Source organism: Marinobacterium ramblicola (genome assembly GCF_019084545.1).
Lineage (GTDB): Bacteria > Pseudomonadota > Gammaproteobacteria > Pseudomonadales > Balneatricaceae > Marinobacterium_D > Marinobacterium_D ramblicola.
Genome location: NZ_JAHREP010000011.1, coordinates 67,720 through 85,247, shown reverse-complemented (window position 1 = coordinate 85,247; position 17,528 = coordinate 67,720). Strand labels below are relative to the sequence as shown.

Below are 17,528 nucleotides of genomic sequence, written 5' to 3'. Positions count from 1 at the left end.
AATTCGAGTGTAAGAATTACGTCAACGCGTAAAAATTGCGTAAAGACTCGGCCATAACCGCCCAGCGTACCGCCAGGCTTTATACCAGAGGAGCCGATAGCCACGACAGCTTGTGGCGGTAAAAGCGCGCTGCGGCGGCATGATCGTCATGCCATCAGCAGCTCATAGGCTTCGCGCACACGGCGAAACTGTTCGGCATCGCCGCCACGATCCGGGTGGTGACGCGCCGCCAGGCGGCGGTAGGCCCGGCGAATCGCTTCGGGCGCGGCGCCCGGCTCCAAGCCCAGCACCTGACAGGCCTCGTCGATGCGGTTATCACCGCAGTAGCGGCGCCAGAAGGCATCAAGCAGCCTGCGCACATAGGCATTGCTGCTCTTCTCAAACTCGCTCCAGTCGAGATAATAGCTACGCAGGGGGTGGGGTTTCGCCGGCACCTGCTGTGCCGAGGTGCTTCTGTTCTCAAGCGGGTGGAGCTGAATATGCAGCGCCGATATCGATATCTCGTAGCCCTGTTCGTACAGCACGGGTTCCAGGCGGTAGAGCGCGTTCATGACCAGGAAATGCTTGCGAAACAGCAGCAGATCCGCGGTCACGTCAGGATCGGCGTCGAGTTCGAGACCGTCGAACTCGAGCTGCTTCATCAGTGCATACTCGCTCAACCCGTCGGGGTACTGGTGCAGCAGTCGCGCTATCGGTACGAGCAGTGGGTTATCGACCATCGGTTCCTCGCAGGGCACAGCGGCGCGGCGAGGCGTTACAGCAGCCCCGCCAACGCCAGCAACTGACGCTTGTCGATCGAGTCGATCTGTTCCGGTTGCAGATACTTCTCAGCGTATCGGAGATAGGTGCCAGACTCCAGAAATAGCCTGAACAGTTCGCCGTCTATATGCCGATCCCGGGTCATGAAGGCCAGGAGACGCAGCGATTCAGACAGCGACTTGGCATCCTTGTAAGGGCGGTCCGCCGCGGTCAGCGCCTCGAAGATATCCGCCAGTGCCATGATCCGCTCGGGGACGCTCAGGCTGCCCGCCGCCAGGCGGCGCGGATAGCCCTCGCCATCCATCTTCTCATGATGGTTGCCGGCAATATCGGGCACCCGGCGCAGATCGCGCGGAAGCGGCAACGCGCTGAGCATGCGGATCGTCTGCACGATATGATCGTTGATCGCAAAACGCTCCTCCTCGGTCAGCGTGCCGCGCCGAATCGACAGGTTGTACAGTTCGCCCTGATTGAACGAGTACGCCGGCAGCGCCATGTCGAAGCCCCAGATATTATCGGGGTTGTCTTTCTCTACCGGCGGCCGCCGACCGTCCCAGGGGATCAGATGCTCGGACTTGTCGGCCAGCAGATGCTCGATCACCGGCAGCTCCTCATCCTGATTGGCGATGCGGTTGTACTCATCGCGCGACAGCCCCAGACGCTTGTCGAAATGGCGCACCCAGCGGCGGCGGGCGATTTGGCGCAGGCGCTGCTGATCCTCGTCCGACATCTGCTCACCGCCGATATTGGCCTGGGCGACGAAGGCAAAGTCATTGCGCAGCTCCTGCTGGGTACGCTGGCGGCGGGCGCGCAGCTCCGCCTCCGGCTCCCCGGTCACCACCCCCTTCAGGTAGGCGATATCGGCATCGCGCCAGAGCACCTCGAACCGGGTGCGGATCTCGTGGATACGGTTGTAGATGGTCTCCAGCTTGGTCGCCTTGTCGACCACATACTCGGGGCTGGTGATCTTGCCGCAGTCGTGTAGCCAGGCGGCAATGCGGAACTCGCGCCGTGCCGCCGGGCTCATCTTGAACTCGGCGAACTCACCCCTGGTGGCCCCCTCGGCCGCGTCGGCCAACATCTGTGCCAGCTCCGGCACGCGCTCGCAGTGGCCGCTGGTGTAGGGCGACTTGGCATCGATGGCATCGGCCAGCAGACGGATGATCGCATCGATCAGCGCCTGCTGCGCCTCCACTTGGTGCCGGGTTTCGATCGCCGTGGCGGCCGAGCCCGATACCTCATCGACGAAGCGGCGGAACGCCTCCTCCCCCAAGGTGGAATCCTCCGGCAGCCGCAGTGCCAGCACGCCCAGCGCTTCGCCTTCGCGATCGAGCAGCGGCGTGGTCATCACCCTGTCGCCATTTTGGCTGAGCGCCGCCCGCACCGTCTTACGCAGCTCGGCCATGCCACTACCGGCACAGGCCAGCTGTTCCGGTGCCCCGTTGAGACGGGCCCGGGCGGCCCGCTTCAGCGTGCCGTCGTCCGGGTCGAGCAGATACACCACCCCGGCCTCGGCGGAGGTGATATTGACCAGATGATCGGTCACCCGTGACAGCATCAGGTCCAGGTCCGGCTCACGCGCCAGGGTACGGGAGATGGCCTGGAAGCTGTTGATTGCACCCGACATTCGAGCGATCAGCTCACTGAGGTGATTAACCTCACGCACCGGCGAGGCGAGCTCCAGCCGCTGACTGAAATCGAACGCCGCCAGCGCACCGATGGCGTCCGACAGTTCACCCAGCGGGCGCGTCACGATACGGCCGATACGCCAGCCCAGCAGCATCAACACCAGCATGATCCCGGCAGACCAGATCAGCTGCTCCATCCCCTGCGCCTTGGCATCGGCCAGCAGCTCAGCCTCCGGTACGGCAAACAGCAGGTGTAGGTCAACATCCCGCGAATCTCCCATCGCCACCTTGAGACCGTACCAACTGCCCTCAGCAGTCTCGAACTCGCCCATCGCACCCATGCGACCATCCATCTGCGCCACCTGCACCAGCACCGGGACGCCGAGTTCGTTGAGCGAGATCAGCCTCAACCCCTGCTCGGCATCCATGCTGACGATACGGCTGAGATCGGGGTAGGCCACCACCCGGTTATCGCCGTTGACCACCGCCATCTGATTACCGGGCGTGGGTTGCAGCGAGGCGATCAGCTGGGACAGGTCATCGACCGAGGCATCGACACCGATTATCGCACCGTGCACCGGATCCCGGCGGGCAAGCGTTACGCCGATTTCGCCGGTGGTATAGAAGATATAGGGGCTGGTCAGGATCGTCTTGGCGGATGCCTTCGCATCCTTGAACCAGGGCCGTTCGCGTGGATCGTACAGATAATCCGGTTTGTCACGCGCCTCGACCAGCTGCAGCTGGCGGTTGTAGAACTGCCAGCTGCCGCGCAGCACCTGGCCATTTTCATCCCGCTCTACACTTTGCAGCATATACGTAGCGCTACCGGGTGCCTGCACCGCCTGCCGCGATGCCTGGCTGGTCAGGCCGCGCAGCAGCAGAAAGCTGCCATCGGGATAGCCGATATAGACCGCGCTGAGCACCGGGTTGGCCTTGAGCGCCTCCACCAACACCGGCAGGCGGGAACGGCGCTGCTCCAGCGATTCTGCCCGGCTCAGCGGATCCAGCACCAGGATCTGCAGCATGCTCTCGATCGGCTCCAGCAGGCGCTGCAGATGGGTATCCAGGTTATCGGCCAGCTGTCGGGCGCTGGTCTCCGAGGCCGCAATCAACGTGTTGCGATTGCCGGTATAGGATTTCGCAATCAGTGCCAGGGCCAGCACCAGCATACTCAGTACAATTGCCCCACTCACCAGCAATTGGAGTGGTAAACCGGAACGCTTTCCTTGCATCGTTTTCGCCTGCTATCAGGTTCGGTCAAGTCGACACTATGATTCAGACGCCCCCGGATTGGCAAGAAACGGCAATGCTTAGCTGATTTCCGAGCAAAATCGACAAACAGCAGGGCAAAATATCCGGTTTGCCGTTTAAAAACGGAAAAGTCGCCCTAGTCGAGATACCCGCCGGCCACCTGCCGCGGCAACATATCCCCCTTGGCCGTGACCCAGGCCACCAACGCGGTGCGCGACTGCCCCTGCGCCTGAGGCCGCGGCAGACTCAGCAGCCACTCTCCCCGATCCGAGTCCTGCTGCCAGAAGCCGAGCACGACGAAATCATGCTCCAGCCGACGCCCCCGATTCTCCCCCCCGCTGACCTCGGAGCTCAGCCCCATCCCCAGATAGGCCAGATTAAGCGTCAAGCTGTCGGCATCTGCACCAGAGTAGACCGCACTGAGCTTACCCCTGTCATACTCCAGCACCAGTTCCGCCCCCTTCAGAGTCGTGCCCGGCAGCTGTCGCGGCCCGCGAAACCAGGCACTCCACTCCCGGCCGTTGACGACGAAGCCAGGTGTATACGCCTGGCTGATCAGCCCCTGGCGGGCGTAGTCACGCTGACGGGCACTGAATTCGGCGCTGGAAAATCGGTCCGCCCAGCCCAACCGATTCCAGTAGTCGACATGAAAGGCGACCGGGTAGAGGGTCTTGAACAGCTCGGGCCGCGCACCCAGGTCGCGCAGCCAGCGATCCGCCGGCGGACAACTGCTGCACCCCTCCGAGGTGTACAGCTCGACCAGCGTCGAGCCCGGTGAGGAGTGAAAAGTTTCCGCCGCTACCGGCAGGGCGGGCAAATAGCAGAGCACTACGCCAATCAACAGTTTCATGTTTCCCCCATCCATCTAGACAGAATGAATTCGTCACCACGCTGCTATCGGGCCCGATAGCACAGTGCCCAATCGGCACTGTCCTGGGTTAGTCGAAACAGGGGGGAAATACTTACACCGGCAACGTTAACCGCCGATCACTGCACGATCACCGCCAGATACAGCGGGATCCCCACCAGCACGTTGAACGGGAAGGTGATGCTCAGCGATGCGGTAATCGACAGGCTCTGATTGGCCTCCGGCAGCGCATTTGCCATCGCCGCGGGCACCGCAATATAGGAGGCACTGGCGCCAAGCGTCGCCAACAACACCGTACCTCCGGCAGACAGCCCCAGCACACTGGCCAGCCCGGCACCCAGCAAGGCGCCGACGAGGGGCATGAGGACGGCAAAGCTGGCGATAAACGAGCCGAACTGCAATATCAGCCCCACCCGCGATGCGGCCTGGCGCCCCATCTCCAGCAGGAAGAGTGCGAGTACGCCGTAAAACAGCGTGCCGAAGAAGGGCATCAGCTTCGATGTCTGCGCGGCGCCCAGCCAGCCGATGATCAGCGATCCGACCAACAGCAGCACGCCCTGGTTCAAGAACATCTCATGGCAGAGCGATTTCAGCCCCTTGTGCGCACCGGCGCCGCGCGCCAGCAACAGCCCCACCGCGATTGCGGGCACCTCAAGCAGGGCAACAAAGAGGGCGAAATAGGGCTCGAACGCGATCTGGTTGGCCTCCAGCACCGCCAGTGCGACCGCGAAGGTGCCGACACTGATCGAGCCATAGTGCGCCGCCACGGATGCCGAGTCCTCCCGCGTCAGCCCGCCCACTTTCCACAGCACCGGGAAGGCGATCAACGGCAGCAGCGCGCCAAAGGCGATCACCGCCAGCGATTGCCAGAGCAGCGCGCCGCTGGCGTTCTCCGCCAGCGCGATACCGCCCTTGAGTCCTATGGCGATCAGCAGAAAAATGGTCAGGCTCTGATAAAGCCCCTTGGGCATCTTGATCGGCGCGCCCAGCAGCTGGGCGATCGCACCGAAGACGAAAAACGCCGCCACTATATCCAACCCCATGGTTTACCCCTCAGCTCAACTCTTCACCACGACCAATCATTCCGCAGCTACACGCAGCGGCACAGTACGCAGTACAAGCGAGAGACCACCCACCAGAAGCGCAACGCTAATCAGACCCCATCCGGGCAGGGATTGCATCACCAGGGCGGTACCGAGGGTTAACAGCAGCAGTGTGGTGAACAGCTCAAAAGCCAGACGTTTATCGATCAAAATTCAACTCCTTTGGTTGCAGGATTTGGGTGCAAGGTTTGGTTCTCAGATTGCGTCATCGCCGCTCCTGCGCATCCATGCGCCCGCCGAGTACCGTACGTCCTGTACATAAGAAGGGCGCTTCCATGAGCGCCCTTGCAAGGTCAGCGGGGTTGCGGTGGCAACGGAATCGGCTTCTGTGGCCAGTCCGCTGCGACCTGATCATCCGCTTCGTCAAACTGATGCTTCCACATAAGAGATCCTCCTCTTTTGACGCGGGCGCTTGCTGCCCACTTGCTGAGCAGTTTGCACCAATCAAAACATAGATAAAAATCGATAATTACTATATTTTACATAGACATTAATAAATGAATTGAGCCAAAAATGGCCAGATTGCACGCACGGGTCGGCACCATTCGCCAGCTGGAGATACTGCTCGCGGTATCTCGGACAGGGTCGATCACCAAAGCCTCGAAGCTATTGCACCTGACGCAGCCCACGGTCTCCGTGCAGCTGAAAAAGCTGGCGGACGATGTCGGCGTGCCACTCTACGAGCAGCTGGGCCGCAAGCTGCTGTTTACCGAAGCCGGACTGGAGCTGGTCAAAAGCGCGCGCGAGATCATGGAGAGTTTTGACCGGCTGGAGATGAAACTGTCCGATCTTCAGGGCCTGAAGGCCGGTACCCTGCGGCTGGCGGTGGTGACCACCTCGAAATACCTGACGCCCCACTTCCTCGGCGAGTTTGTCAAAACCTACCCCGCCATCGACATCGTGCTGAAAGTGGCAAACCGGCGGCAGATCATCGAACACCTGGAAACCGGCGAGTACGACTTCTACGTATTCAGCCATCCACCGGAAAATTACGAGCTGGAGCTGGTGCCCTTCTCGGCCAACCCGCTGGTCCCCATCGCCGCCCTGTCGCACCCGCTTGCCCGGGAGAAGAAGATCCCCTTCGAAGTCTTCGCGCGCGAGCCGTTTCTGATCCGGGAGATGGGCTCGGGCACCCGCTACGCCATCGACCGACACCTGTCGGCCAAGGGGCTGGAGCTCAACGTGCGCATGACCATCGAGAGCAACGAGGCGATCAAGCACTGTGTGATGTCGGAGCTGGGCGTGTCGATCCTCTCCCGCCACACCCTGGCGCTTGGGGGCAGCAGCGGTTTGAAGGAGCTGGATGTGGAACACCTGCCGATCCGCTCCGAATGGTACCTGGCACGGCTCGCCAACAAGGAGATGTCCGTGATCGCTTCGACCTTTCTCGACTACGTGCAGGCGAAAGGAGAGCTCTTCGCCGAGCTGCTGGCGACCTGAAACGCGTCCCCAGATAGGCAGATAGCGGTACCGCGGGATTGCACTATTTCACAATCTAGAAAACAGGTGGCGAACCGAACTCAGCTGATACAGCCAGTCGTTTTCCAGCAGCAGTTCTGGGCGCTGCTTGAAAACAACTGGACACAGCACGGCGACTCTAAGTAAAACAAATCAACACTTCCTTAACTTATCCATGCGGTTAGTTAAACAAAACGAGCTTCCTTTAACTAACAACTTTACTAAGTAAAGGAATAGGAAAGCCAAGCCTCGGTTAAGTCTCAAACCAGCAGCCGCAGCGCACCGTTTAAGGTGTAAACTTCTCGTCTGTATACCGGACGTAGTAGCGCCTAGTGTTATCAACATAGAATACCAAGCTGAGTCCTGTTTGTATGGTCGATCACACCTCCCCTCCCATGAACGAACCCAAACCATCCAATTCCCCCTCCAACTACCTCAGCTGCTACAGCCCCGAGGTCCAACAACAGGCGCAGGCGCTGCTGGACAGCAACAAGTCGGGCGCCTGGTTACTGAAAAAGTATCCACAGACCCATGAGCTGGGCTCGGAACGGGCGTTGTACGACTATGCCCAGGGGATCAAGAACCGGTTTATGCGCAGTTCGTCACCGATCAGCAAGGTGATCTACGACGACAAGATCCACGTCATCAACAACGCGCTGGGCCTGCATACCTACGTATCGCGGGTGCAGGGCAGCAAGCTGAAGGCGAAGAACGAGATTCGGGTATCGTCGCTGTTCCGCCGGGTGCCGGAGCCGTTGCTGCGGATGATACTGGTGCATGAGCTGGCACATCTGCGCGAGAAGCAGCACGACAAGGCGTTTTACAAGCTCTGCTGTTATATGGAACCGGACTACCATCAGCTGGAGTTCGAGCTGCGCTTGTATCTGTGCCACCGCGATCGGTTTGGGGATCTATGGGGATGAGGGCGTTACTGCTCCTCGCCCTGCAGTTCCGCCCGCTGCCGCTCACGCCGCGTCTCCTCTTCGCGCAGGATCTGCTGGATCTCGGCCATCACCGAATCCACGTCCGCCTCGTGTTCATCCTCCACCACCAGGCCGGTCAGTTCCGATTCGTGGGTCAACTCACCGGCTTCGAACAGGTTCCACATCTCGGCGGCGTAGCGGGTTTGCAGCAGCTCTTCGGCATACTGGGCGTAGTAGCGCGTCATGTTGTCGACGTCACGTTCCAGCATGGCGCGGGCGTTGTTGTTGGCCGCCGCATCCACCGCCTGGGGCAGATCGATGATCACCGGGCCGTAGTCGTCCACCAGCACGTTGAACTCCGACAGGTCGCCGTGGACCAGCCCGGCGCAGAGCATCCGCTTGACGTACTCCATCACCATCAGGTGATCCTCGCGGGCCTGCTCGGCGGACATGGCGACATCGTTCAGGCGCGGGGCGACACGGCCCTCGTCATCGGTGACCAGCTCCATCAGCAGTACGCCGTCGAAACAGCCGTAGGGTTCGGGCACCCGCACACCAGCGGCGGCGAGCCGGTAGAGCGCATCGACCTCAGCGTTCTGCCAGGTCTCTTCGGTCTCCTTGCGACCGAAACGTGAGCCCTTCTCCATGGCGCGGGCACGGCGCGAGTTGCGCACCTTGCGCCCCTCCTGGTACAGCGCGGCCTTCTTGAAGCTGCGCTTCTCCGCATCCTTGTAAACCTTGGCGCAGCGGATCTCATCGCCGCAGCGCACCACATACACGGACGCTTCCTTGCCGCTCATCAGCGGCCGCAGAACCTCGTCGATCAGGCCATCTTCCAGCAGCGGGATAAGGCGTTTAGGCGCTTTCATGGTTCACTGAGTCCCCAGATACACGGTGGTGGTCGCCACGTTACACGTTCTCCATCGCCCCCGGTCTATGCCGATCTTTAAGGGCTGGGTGTCGATCTGTTCAAGTACTGTGTTCATCCGCGCATTCTACGTGTTGCCGGGGCGACAGGATACCGGCCCGCCGGGTTCGGTCGGATTTAAAGGCACCCGCTGATCGGCTTCCGTTACAGTACGCCGGCCTGTGCTAAACTCGGTCGATATCGGCAACCGGCAAGAGACGGGACAACATGGCTAACGGCGACAAGGTAACGGACAACGAACGGCCCCTCGCCGTACTGATCGATGCGGATAACGCGAACCCCAATATCGTCGACGGCCTGCTGGCCGAGGTGGCAAAGTTCGGCATCGCCAGCGTGAAACGTATCTACGGCGACTGGACCACGCCCAATCTCGGCGGCTGGAAGTCGGTGCTGCTGGAGCACTCGATTCAGCCGATCCAGCAGTTTCGCTACACCACCGGCAAGAACGCGACCGACAGCGCGATGATCATCGATGCGATGGATCTGCTCTATACCGGCCCCTTCAAGGGCTTTTGCATCGTATCCAGCGACAGCGACTTCACCCGCCTGGCCTCCCGCCTGCGCGAAGCGGGCAAGGTGGTCTACGGCTTTGGCGAGATGAAGACGCCCAAGCCGTTCGTGGCGGCCTGCGACCGGTTCATCTACACAGAAGTGTTCACCCTACAACAGACCGAAAGCGAGGAAGCCGCAACGACCACCGCGCTGTCCAGGCAGCCCGCAAAAACGCTGAGGAGCGATGCAAAACTCCTGCTGCTGCTCCGCACCGGCATCGACTCCGCCTCGGATGACAGCGGCTGGGCACACCTGGGGCCTGTCGGCAGCTACATCGCGAAGGCGAGCCCCGATTTCGACCCCCGCAACTATGGCTATCAAAAGCTGAGCGAGCTGATCGAGGCGATCGGTCTGTTCGAGCTGCAGCGGGACGGCAAGGTGCTGTCGGTACGGGATGCGCGCAAGGGGAGCAAAAAATAGGGTCGCTTCATCCCCCGTGACCCGCCGTCCGCTTTATCGGACAATAGACCTATCCAACAGCAGGATGCGGTGATCCGATGCAGTGTCCCAAATGCGGCTACCTCCGCCAGCAGGAAGACAACCATGTCATGGCCGGTGTCTGCCCCCGATGCGGCATCGCCTATGCCAAGTGGAAAGGACCGGAACCCGCGGCTCGGGAACGACCAGCCGAGGCTGAACCCGATAACCTGATCATTGAAATCACCGAACCCTGGACCCGACGGGTATTCAGCCGACTGACCGAACTCCCCGAGCGGGTGGACTCGCTGACCTTCTGGGGTCAGGTCGCGCTGTTTACCGCGTTCTTTGTCTGGGGCTGGTCGTTCATCCTCGGCGGCATCGACTGGGTCTCCATCGGCGGCTCCTTCCTGCACAACGCCAACCTGCCTTTCCACGAGTTCGGCCATGTGCTGTTCAGCCCGTTCGGCCGTTACATGGCGATTCTGGGTGGTAGTCTATTTCAGGTGCTGATGCCGCTTGGGTTGATGCTGGCGTTTATCCTTCAACGGCGCGACAATTTTGCCGCCTCGATCATGTTATGGTGGTGCGGGCAGAACTTCATCGATGTCTCGCCCTATATCGCCGATGCCCCCTACCGTGCTATTCCGCTGATCCGCGGGATGAGCGAGGATTATCACGACTGGGGCAACCTGCTGTCGATGAGCGGCACACTGCACCGGGCGGGAACCTATGCCAGCCTATGGTTCGGCACAGGGGTTGTATTGATGCTGCTGAGTTTTTGCTGGGGTGCCTGGCTGCTCTATCGCCAGTATCAACATCCGAGCAGTTCTTGAAGCGAGCGGCATCAAACCGGGCATAATTCGGTCAGTCGACCGTCATGAGCTAAATGGAAGGGCCACATGAATGCAGTACAGACACTCACACGTTACAAGGCTTGGGCCGATGATCTGTTTCTGTCGACGGTAGCCGAACTGCCCGAATCGGAGCTCATCGCACCGCGCCCCATCAGGTTTGGCAGCATCATCCACACGCTGAACCATAGCTATGCAATGGATTTCGTCTGGAAGTGTCACCTGACGGGTCAGCCGCACGGCCTGACAACACGCAACCCGACCACCCCGCCCGCCATGAGCGACCTCGTCATTGATCAACATGCGATCGATCGCTGGTTTATCGACTATGCGGATACCCTGACCGACACACAATTAAAGGAAGTGGTGCCATTTGAGTTCATTGGCGGCGGTGAGGGTGCGATGTCACGTGAAGATATAATCCTCCACGTCGTCAACCATACGACGTATCATCGGGGACATGTTGCCGACATGCTATACACGCTCGATGTTTTTCCACCCACTACGGACTTGCCGGTCTTTCTCCGCAGTTCGGTGGACAGCTGACCGTTCATTTCAACCGGCGTCACGTCGAGGCGCGACTCAGGTTAACAGCTACAGTTATCGACCGGCTATCCAAGGCAGTTATCAAGATGAAAGATAAGGGTTTTACCACCAAGATCGTACACGGTGATCGCGAATCGCCGATCGAACACGGCTCGGTGCACAAGCCGGTGCACAATGTCGTGCTGTACGGTTACAAGAGCGCGGAAGAGCTCGCCGCGGTGTTTCAGAACCGGCAGCCCGGTTACTCCTACGGCCGCCAGAACAACCCCACCACCACCGCCCTGCAGAGCAAGATCAGTGCGTTGGAGGCGGGCAGCGACAGCGTCTGCTTCGCCACCGGCATGGCGGCAATCGCCGCGACCTGCCTGACGCTGCTGAAAGCCGGAGATCATCTGATCTCCAGCCAGTTCCTGTTCGGCAATACCAACAGCTTTTTCCAGACCCTGACCCAGTTCGGCATCGACGTGACATTCGTCGACGCCACCGACGCGGCCAACGTGAAGGCGGCGCTGCAGCCTAACACTCGCATGGTATTTGTCGAAACCATCGCCAACCCCTGCACCCAGGTGGCAGACCTGCAGACGATCGGCGAGTTCTGTCACCAGCAGCAGCTGGTCTACGTGGTGGACAACACCATGTCCTCACCGGCGCTGTTTCGGCCGAAGGCGGTGGGCGCCAGCCTGAGCATCAACTCGCTGAGCAAGATCATCGCCGGTCACGGCGAGGTGCTCGGTGGCTCGGTGACGGACCTGGGCCAGTACGACTGGAGCGGCTACCCCAACATCAACCCCTCATACCGCACCGGCGATCCGCAGAAATGGGGCCTGCAGCAGATCCGCAAGAAGGGGCTGCGCGATATGGGCGCCACGCTGGCACCGGACTCCGCCCACCGCATCGCCATCGGCGCCGAGACCCTGGCCCTGCGCGTGGAGAAGGCGTGCAGCAATGCCCAGGCGCTGGCCGAGTTTTTCGATCGGCATCCGGCGGTCAAGCGAGTGTACTACCCAGGTCTCGCCGACCATCCGCAGAATCGGCGTGCGCAGGAGCTGTTCAGCGGTTTCGGCTCGCTGATGAGCATCGATCTGGTCGACGACGACACCTGCTTCGAGGTGCTGAACAAACTGCAGTGCGTGGTGCTGTCCAGCCACCTGGGTGATAACCGCACGCTGGCGATCCCGGTCGCCCATACCATCTTCTACGAGATGGGTCCTGAGCGCCGCGCCTCGATGGGGATCTCCGAAGGCACCATCCGCATCTCGGTCGGGATCGAGGATCAGGCGGACCTGCTCGCCGATTTTGCGCAGGCGTTGAGCTGATCACGGCAAGTCATGCCCGGTATCAAGGTACCGGGCGTGGTCGCGCAGACGGGCAATATCCCGCCTCCGGTTGCACTCCTGCCCCGTTATTGCCAGTCTGAATAGATGGCGCTACAGATTCCGAAACCCGAAGAGATTATCGACCTGGGGATTGGCCAACCCGACCCCGACCTGCTGCCGACCGCACTGTTCCGCTCCCTGAGCTTGCGCAGAGAGGACCTTGCCTATGGCGAGGAGGCCGGGGACGGCCGGTTCAGGTACACCCTGGCCAATTGGTTGAGTGGTGAATATGACCATCCCGTCGATGCCGACCAGCTAATGGTGACGGCCGGTACAAGCCAGGCTCTGGATCTGATCTGCACCCGGCTGGCCCGTCCCGGTGACACCGTGCTGGTGGAGGATCCCAGTTATTTCATTGCGCTGAAGCTGTTCGCCGAACACGGACTGAAACCGGTCGCCATTGCGATGGATGATCAGGGTATCCGACCGGATCTGCTGGAGCCGGCGCTGCAGCAGCACCAACCCGCCTTCATCTACACCATACCGAGCTACCATAACCCCACCGGCGTCACCCAGCCCAGTGAACGGCGTGAACAGCTGGTGGCACTGGCCAAACGCTACCACTGCCCGCTGCTGGCGGACGAGGTGTATCAATGCCTCTACTTCGACCGCAAACCGCCCCCTCCCCTGGCCTGCTACGATCCACAGGCGCCGGTCCTCTCCCTGGGCAGTTTTTCCAAGATCCTTGCGCCGGGGCTGAGACTGGGCTGGATCCAGGGCTCCGAAGCAACTCTGCTGTCACTGTTGAGCTCGCCGTTGTTCAAGAGTGGTGGCGGGTTGGCACCGGTGAGCTCGGCACTGGTTGAGCCGCTGATCGCCAATGGCGAGTTCCAGCAATATCTGGTCGGATTACGGCAAACCTACCGGTCGCGGCTGGATCTGTTATACCGGGGTTTGTGCAGCGCATTTGGCGGGCGCGTACAGATCGCCAGGCCCGACGGTGGTTATTTTCTCTGGGTCAGCTTTACCGATGGCAACGAACCGATACGCAGGTTGGAGGCAGCAAAGGCTGAGGGGGTCGGCTATTTTGCTGGCCCGCTGTTCTCGGCAGACAAAGGTTGCGCCAACAGCATGCGCCTCTGTTTTGCCTGGTACCCGGAGACGGAGCTGACTACAGCCTGCAACCGGCTGGCGTCCCTGTTCGAAGCACGATAAGCCGCCGCTGTCGCGCCATTGATCGGCCTGCGGGGATCGGATCAAGCAGCGACGCGCGGTCCGGCAACGGTTGCTCGGCGGTTATGCACTCAACCACTGACGGTAGAAATCCACAAAGGCACGCACCTTGGCCGGGACAAAGGCGCCGGGCGGAAATACGGCGTAGATGCCGCCACTCGGCAGCTGCCAGTTGGGGAGCAGCCTCTCCAGCCCAACCTCCTGCCAACCCGGATAGCTGGGCATGACCGACAAACCGGCACCACACTGAATCAGGCTGCGCAGGGCGGCGGTACTGTCGACCCTGAAGTGGCTATGCATCTGCACCTGGATCCGCTCTGCGCCCTTGGTAAAACTCCAGGTCAGCGCACTGGGCAGCGGGGTGAACTCGATCCAGCGGTGCCGACTCAGTTCTCCGGGATGATGCGGTTCACCCATTTCGTCGAGATAGGCCCGCGAGGCGACAATCATCTGCTCAAACTCACCCAGCTTCTGCGCTCGCAGACTGGAGTCTTTCAGCCACCCCATACGGATCGCCAGATCGATCCCTTCGCGAACCATATCGCTGACCTTGTCGCCGCTGCGCAGTTCGACATCGAGTTCGGGGTGTGCCCTGCCAAAGGCAGCCGCCGCCGGCGCCAGGCTTTGTGCCATATGGTCTACCGGTGCGGTGATACGCAGGGTTCCGGTCAGGCTGCGGGCACTGGTACCCGCGTCGGCAAGCGTTTCACCCAAGCGTGCCAACAACGGCTGGCAGGCCTGGTACAACTGCTGGCCCGCTTCGGTCAGGCTGACCTGCCGCGTGGTGCGGTTAAACAGCGTCAGTCCCAGCCGCTTTTCCAGCGCGCGGATATTGAGGCTGACCTTGGTCTTGGTACAACCCAGTCGCTCGGCTGCCGCGGTAAAGGAGCCCGCTTCCGCGGTAGCGATAAACAGCGGCAGCGTGTTCAGATCCAGTTCGTTCAGCATCGCACGACCGTTACGAATTCAATAACAATGAATTATCGTTTGACCTATTTTTCAAATCAATAGCACCAAGCACAATGTCCCTCATCACACATAACTGCATGAGGAAGTCATCATGAATATCGCACTGATCGGTGCCAGCGGCTTTATCGGTTCTGCCCTGCGCGAGGAGGCCCTGAGCCGGGGCCATAGCGTCACCGCCCTGGTCAGCCGCCCGGAGCGGCTGACAGCACAGCCCGGCCTGATCGCCCAGCAAGTGGATGTCCTGGATACCCGGGTACTGGGCGAGCGCCTGGCAGGGTTCGATACGGTGCTGAGCGCTTTCTCCGGGCATGCCCAGCAGGATGTACAGGGCTACTATAGCCAAGGATTTGACAGCATTCTGGCCGCCGCCAAGGTCGCCGGGGTGAAACGCCTGTTGATGGTCGGCGGCGCCGGTTCCCTGGAGGTGGCGCCCGGCGTGCAGCTGATCGACACGCCCGATTTCCCGGCTCAGTACAAGGGCACCGCGGAAGGCGCCCGATACGCACTGAACAGGCTGCGCGCACAGAGTGAGATCGCCTGGACCATGCTGTCACCGGCGGCGATCATCGCCCCCGGTGAGCGGACCGGCCGGTACCAACTCGGCAGCGACCAGCTGCTGAGTGATAGCGAGGGCAACAGCCAGATCTCGGTACAGGATTACGCCAAGGCGATGATCGATGAGCTGGAGACGCCACAGCATCTGAACAGCCGCTTTACCCTGGCCTACGCCTGACACGAGGCTATAAGCCCAGCCACTCCCGCAGCGCCACCGTGACCGCCCTCGGTCGCTCCATGGTGCTCATATGGCCCGCGTCCTCAATCACCCGCAGCACAGCGGCCGGGGCCAGCTCAGCCATCGCCTCGTGGCGTTCGAGCGGGCTCCAGCTATCCTGCCGGCCGACCAACAGCAGCGTGGGGCAGTGCAGGGACTGCAGCACCGGAGTCGCATCGGGCCGCTCGAGCAGAGCGCGGATCTGGGCATGAAACAGCTCCGGCGTCTTGCGCGCGATCATCTCCAGGATCGACTCCATCAGTTCGCGATCGCGCAACCGGTCCGGATGCACCATCCCCTGCGCCCAGACCGCCCCCATGGCGCGCATCCCCTCCCGTTGCGCCTGCTCGAGCAGGGCCAGGCGCTTCTGCCGTTCGGGCTCGCCGGCGGCACCTGCCGGGCGCGCCTCGTAGCCGGTATCGAGCAGGGCGATCCGCTCAACCCGTGCAGGCGCCCGACGATACACCTCCAGCGCAACGCGCCCGCCCATGGAGTGCCCGGCCAGCGCAAAACGCGCCGGTGCCTGTTGCAACACGATATCGGCCATCGCACCTATCGAATCGGCGGCGCCGTAATCGACGACACGGCACTCCAGATCGCGCAGATCGGTTATCTGTTCCTGCCAGACCGCCTCATCGCAGAGCAGCCCGGGCAGCAGCATCAGGGTCGAGATAGGTATTTGCGTCATCTGCCTGGTTATTCCTGCTTGCCGCCGGCATGTGCGGCGATATCCATCTGCATCTCCTCGATGATCCAGTCGCGAAACGCGCCCATGCCGTAGGTCAGCGCCCGGTTCTTCTTGTACACCAGGTAGAAGGCGTTCTGGGTGTCGAAAGCCAGGTCGAAGGGCGCGGCGAGCTTGCCGGTCTCGATCTCGCGCTCGACCAGCACCCGGTCCGCCAGCGCGATGCCGATCCCCTCGGTGGCGGCGGACACCGCCAGCGAGGTGCTGGAGAAGGACATGGTACGGGTCGCGTCGGACAGGCTGACGCCGATCTCGCGCAGGGCCCGGTTCCACTCATGTCGTCGACCGGTAATGTAGATCAACGTGTGTTTGACAATGTCCTGGGGCGCCTTCAGCGCGTTGGGTCCCTCCAGGAACGACGGCGCGCATACCGGGGTCTGTACGATATTGCGCAGCAGATGCTCCTCTACCCCCTCCCAGTTGCCGCGACCGTAGTACACCGCCATATCGGTATCCGAGTGTTCGAAGTCGATATAGCCCATGGTTGAGCTGAAGCGCAGCTCGACGTCGGGAAAGCGCTGCTGAAAACGGGTAATTCGTGGTACCAACCAGCGGGTCAGGAAAAACGGCGCAACGCTGATATTGACCGCCGAGCTGTTGGTGGAGGTCATCATGCGCCGGGTGGCGCTCTCCAGCTCATCCAGCGCCATCTGTACCGAGCCCAGATAACGCTCGCCGGCGCTGGTCAGATATACCTGGCGTTTTTCACGCCGGAACAGCTTGAGGCCCAAGAATTCCTCAAGCGACTTCAACTGATGGCTGACCGCCGAGGGTGTTACGCAAAGCTCCTCGGCAGCCTTGTTGAAACTGCCGTGACGAGCCGCTGCTTCAAACACTCGCAGGGCGTTAAGGGGGGGTAGGCGTCTAATGGCGAGCTCCTTTTCGCTGTTTAGTTTTTCTCAACTATAGACTGAAAAAGCGTCGTTTGCCCAGCTAAAACTACAACCTTAGTATAAGCAGCATAAATTGATGCTGAACACACACGCAGGAGTACACCATGGACAACTTTGAAGTGAAATATGACCAGTTCAACCGCGTTGACATCGACTACTACATCGAGCGCGCCCGTGTCGAACGTTCTGCCTACATCGCCAGCCTGTTCCGCAAGGCTTTCTTCAAGAAGTCTGAAAAGGGCAGCAAGGTACGTGTCGCTTACAACCTGCAGCAATCACCGGCGCTCTAAGCCTGTGATTGCGGCTCGGTAAT

General features: G+C 61.0%; 18 protein-coding genes. 9 read left to right on the top strand and 9 right to left on the bottom strand.

The genetic code is table 11. The annotated features are described in order from the left end of the window. Nucleotides 1–146: 146 nt before the first annotated feature. The 5 genes from KQ940_RS10215 to KQ940_RS10195 form a co-directional block, all read right to left on the bottom strand. Complete coding sequence (locus tag KQ940_RS10215) at nt 147–719, bottom strand: DNA-J related domain-containing protein (protein ID WP_217413459.1); 573 nt, start codon at nt 717–719, stop codon at nt 147–149. A gap of 35 nt (nt 720–754) precedes the next feature. Then, a complete protein-coding gene (locus tag KQ940_RS10210) occupies nt 755–3,580 on the bottom strand; it encodes an HD domain-containing phosphohydrolase (protein ID WP_217413458.1) in 2,826 nt (941 codons plus the stop codon). Nucleotides 3,581–3,774: 194 nt separating this feature from the next. Beyond that, a complete protein-coding gene (locus tag KQ940_RS10205) occupies nt 3,775–4,488 on the bottom strand; it encodes a DUF1223 domain-containing protein (RefSeq protein ID WP_217413457.1) in 714 nt (237 codons plus the stop codon). A gap of 137 nt (nt 4,489–4,625) precedes the next feature. Continuing rightward, a complete protein-coding gene (locus tag KQ940_RS10200) occupies nt 4,626–5,549 on the bottom strand; it encodes a sodium-dependent bicarbonate transport family permease (protein ID WP_217413455.1) in 924 nt (307 codons plus the stop codon). Nucleotides 5,550–5,585: 36 nt separating this feature from the next. Next, complete coding sequence (locus tag KQ940_RS10195) at nt 5,586–5,759, bottom strand: hypothetical protein (protein WP_217413454.1); 174 nt, start codon at nt 5,757–5,759, stop codon at nt 5,586–5,588. A 363-nt stretch (nt 5,760–6,122) separates the two neighbouring features. Here KQ940_RS10195 and KQ940_RS10190 point away from each other — a divergent pair, with 363 nt between their 5' ends. Beyond that, entirely contained in the window at nt 6,123–7,049 is a 927-nt protein-coding gene (locus KQ940_RS10190; RefSeq protein ID WP_217413453.1) for a LysR family transcriptional regulator, read from the top strand. A 413-nt stretch (nt 7,050–7,462) separates the two neighbouring features. Next, nucleotides 7,463–7,990, top strand: a complete 528-nt coding sequence (locus KQ940_RS10185) for a M48 family metallopeptidase (RefSeq protein ID WP_217413452.1) — start codon at nt 7,463–7,465, stop codon at nt 7,988–7,990. A 5-nt stretch (nt 7,991–7,995) separates the two neighbouring features. On the opposite strand, the gene KQ940_RS10180 is transcribed toward KQ940_RS10185, so the two are convergent. After that, nucleotides 7,996–8,859: a PA4780 family RIO1-like protein kinase gene (locus KQ940_RS10180; RefSeq protein WP_217413451.1), complete on the bottom strand. Its 864-nt coding sequence runs from the start codon at nt 8,857–8,859 to the stop codon at nt 7,996–7,998. Nucleotides 8,860–9,125: 266 nt separating this feature from the next. On the opposite strand from KQ940_RS10180, the gene KQ940_RS10175 reads away from it, so the two are divergent. From KQ940_RS10175 to KQ940_RS10155, 5 genes are all read left to right on the top strand, one after another. Continuing rightward, complete coding sequence (locus tag KQ940_RS10175; protein ID WP_217413449.1) at nt 9,126–9,890, top strand: NYN domain-containing protein; 765 nt, start codon at nt 9,126–9,128, stop codon at nt 9,888–9,890. A 77-nt stretch (nt 9,891–9,967) separates the two neighbouring features. Continuing rightward, nucleotides 9,968–10,723 carry a TFIIB-type zinc ribbon-containing protein gene (locus KQ940_RS10170; protein WP_246589948.1) on the top strand — a complete coding sequence of 252 codons (756 nt, stop codon included), beginning with the start codon at nt 9,968–9,970 and terminating at the stop codon, nt 10,721–10,723. Nucleotides 10,724–10,789: 66 nt separating this feature from the next. After that, nucleotides 10,790–11,287: a DinB family protein gene (locus tag KQ940_RS10165; protein ID WP_217413448.1), complete on the top strand. Its 498-nt coding sequence runs from the start codon at nt 10,790–10,792 to the stop codon at nt 11,285–11,287. An 86-nt stretch (nt 11,288–11,373) separates the two neighbouring features. Next, nucleotides 11,374–12,603 carry a cystathionine gamma-synthase family protein gene (locus tag KQ940_RS10160; RefSeq protein WP_217413447.1) on the top strand — a complete coding sequence of 410 codons (1,230 nt, stop codon included), beginning with the start codon at nt 11,374–11,376 and terminating at the stop codon, nt 12,601–12,603. 105 nt (nt 12,604–12,708) lie between these two features. Beyond that, nucleotides 12,709–13,818 (top strand): aminotransferase-like domain-containing protein, encoded by a 1,110-nt coding sequence (locus KQ940_RS10155; RefSeq protein ID WP_217413446.1) that lies wholly within the window; start codon nt 12,709–12,711, stop codon nt 13,816–13,818. An 81-nt stretch (nt 13,819–13,899) separates the two neighbouring features. Here the strand turns inward: KQ940_RS10155 and KQ940_RS10150 are convergent, their stop codons facing one another. After that, on the bottom strand, nt 13,900–14,784 hold the full coding sequence (locus tag KQ940_RS10150) for a LysR family transcriptional regulator (RefSeq protein ID WP_217413445.1): 885 nt from the start codon (nt 14,782–14,784) through the stop codon (nt 13,900–13,902). Between the two features lie 112 nt (nt 14,785–14,896). Here KQ940_RS10150 and KQ940_RS10145 point away from each other — a divergent pair, with 112 nt between their 5' ends. Next, complete coding sequence (locus tag KQ940_RS10145) at nt 14,897–15,538, top strand: NAD(P)-dependent oxidoreductase (protein ID WP_217413444.1); 642 nt, start codon at nt 14,897–14,899, stop codon at nt 15,536–15,538. Between the two features lie 7 nt (nt 15,539–15,545). Here KQ940_RS10145 and KQ940_RS10140 read toward each other — a convergent pair whose 3' ends face one another. Beyond that, complete coding sequence (locus tag KQ940_RS10140) at nt 15,546–16,265, bottom strand: alpha/beta fold hydrolase (protein WP_217413442.1); 720 nt, start codon at nt 16,263–16,265, stop codon at nt 15,546–15,548. A gap of 8 nt (nt 16,266–16,273) precedes the next feature. Continuing rightward, on the bottom strand, nt 16,274–17,191 hold the full coding sequence (gcvA, locus tag KQ940_RS10135; RefSeq protein WP_217413549.1) for a transcriptional regulator GcvA: 918 nt from the start codon (nt 17,189–17,191) through the stop codon (nt 16,274–16,276). Between the two features lie 128 nt (nt 17,192–17,319). On the opposite strand from gcvA, the gene KQ940_RS10130 reads away from it, so the two are divergent. Continuing rightward, nucleotides 17,320–17,505, top strand: a complete 186-nt coding sequence (locus KQ940_RS10130; protein WP_217413440.1) for an RSP_7527 family protein — start codon at nt 17,320–17,322, stop codon at nt 17,503–17,505. Nucleotides 17,506–17,528: the final 23 nt, after the last annotated feature.

Coding starts and splice junctions, on each gene's coding strand:
- KQ940_RS10215 (WP_217413459.1), bottom strand. CDS start 719: ATGGTCGATAACCCACTGCTCGTACCGATAGCGCGACTGCTGCACCAG.
- KQ940_RS10205 (WP_217413457.1), bottom strand. CDS start 4,488: ATGAAACTGTTGATTGGCGTAGTGCTCTGCTATTTGCCCGCCCTGCCG.
- KQ940_RS10200 (WP_217413455.1), bottom strand. CDS start 5,549: ATGGGGTTGGATATAGTGGCGGCGTTTTTCGTCTTCGGTGCGATCGCC.
- KQ940_RS10190 (WP_217413453.1), top strand. CDS start 6,123: ATGGCCAGATTGCACGCACGGGTCGGCACCATTCGCCAGCTGGAGATA.
- KQ940_RS10185 (WP_217413452.1), top strand. CDS start 7,463: ATGAACGAACCCAAACCATCCAATTCCCCCTCCAACTACCTCAGCTGC.
- KQ940_RS10180 (WP_217413451.1), bottom strand. CDS start 8,859: ATGAAAGCGCCTAAACGCCTTATCCCGCTGCTGGAAGATGGCCTGATC.
- KQ940_RS10175 (WP_217413449.1), top strand. CDS start 9,126: ATGGCTAACGGCGACAAGGTAACGGACAACGAACGGCCCCTCGCCGTA.
- KQ940_RS10170 (WP_246589948.1), top strand. CDS start 9,968: ATGCAGTGTCCCAAATGCGGCTACCTCCGCCAGCAGGAAGACAACCAT.
- KQ940_RS10165 (WP_217413448.1), top strand. CDS start 10,790: ATGAATGCAGTACAGACACTCACACGTTACAAGGCTTGGGCCGATGAT.
- KQ940_RS10160 (WP_217413447.1), top strand. CDS start 11,374: ATGAAAGATAAGGGTTTTACCACCAAGATCGTACACGGTGATCGCGAA.
- KQ940_RS10155 (WP_217413446.1), top strand. CDS start 12,709: ATGGCGCTACAGATTCCGAAACCCGAAGAGATTATCGACCTGGGGATT.
- KQ940_RS10150 (WP_217413445.1), bottom strand. CDS start 14,784: ATGCTGAACGAACTGGATCTGAACACGCTGCCGCTGTTTATCGCTACC.
- KQ940_RS10145 (WP_217413444.1), top strand. CDS start 14,897: ATGAATATCGCACTGATCGGTGCCAGCGGCTTTATCGGTTCTGCCCTG.
- KQ940_RS10140 (WP_217413442.1), bottom strand. CDS start 16,265: ATGACGCAAATACCTATCTCGACCCTGATGCTGCTGCCCGGGCTGCTC.
- KQ940_RS10130 (WP_217413440.1), top strand. CDS start 17,320: ATGGACAACTTTGAAGTGAAATATGACCAGTTCAACCGCGTTGACATC.